Origin of the sequence: Pseudomonas agronomica, assembly GCF_025917275.1 — a bacterium.
In the GTDB taxonomy this organism is placed as follows: Bacteria; Pseudomonadota; Gammaproteobacteria; order Pseudomonadales; family Pseudomonadaceae; genus Aquipseudomonas; species Aquipseudomonas agronomica.
In genome coordinates, this window is the sequence record NZ_JAOSHO010000999.1 from 1 (window position 1) to 572 (window position 572).

Annotated in this window: 1 protein-coding gene; it reads right to left on the reverse strand. The window is 59.3% G+C overall.

Features of this window, described 5'->3' with window-relative positions; all coding sequences use genetic code 11:
- Positions 1 to 12: 12 nt before the first annotated feature.
- Positions 13 to 477 (reverse strand): DUF3859 domain-containing protein, encoded by a 465-nt coding sequence (locus OC610_RS28585; protein ID WP_264433115.1) that lies wholly within the window; start codon positions 475 to 477, stop codon positions 13 to 15.
- Between the last annotated feature and the right edge of the window lie 95 nt (positions 478 to 572).

Sequence of the window (572 nt, forward strand, 5' to 3'; positions counted from 1 at the left end):
GTTAATTTCAACTTAGCGCACGACAAACCGCTGCTGCGTCAGCAGCCGATCACCCTGGAACACCATGAACCGCCACTCCCCCGGCACCACTTCGTGGCTTTCGGTGAATTCGTAGGCCATGACATCCTGCGGCGCGCCGGGCACCAGTTTCTGGATAACTTCGAACTTGTCGTGGCGCACGCCATCGGGCGTACGGATGCCCGGCGTGAAATACAGCAAGGTCAACGGCTGGTCATTCTCGATCTTGCCCGCCAACTGATAGCGCATACCAAATTTGGTGCCCAGCTTGGCCGGAACACTTTCGGTTTGGCGGATCTGCTCATTGCTGCGACGCAGGACCCGCTCGCCCGACTGCAACTCGGCCTTTGGCCCTTCGAAGACCCCATATTCCACCGGGCCTTCGACACGAACTTCAGCCTGGGCCAAGCCGCAGGTCAACAACAGCGCGAACAGTGCGCTTGAACGGGTGAGGTGCATGGTGCGCTCCTTGATTGAGATGAGCGCGAGGGTATGACACGGGGGTGACAGGGTGATGACAAAGCGATGTGTACGCTGACTTGCTCCCAGCGGAC

Excerpts from the sequence above, each read along its gene's own strand:
- OC610_RS28585 (WP_264433115.1), bottom strand. The coding sequence starts at position 477 with ATGCACCTCACCCGTTCAAGCGCACTGTTCGCGCTGTTGTTGACCTGC.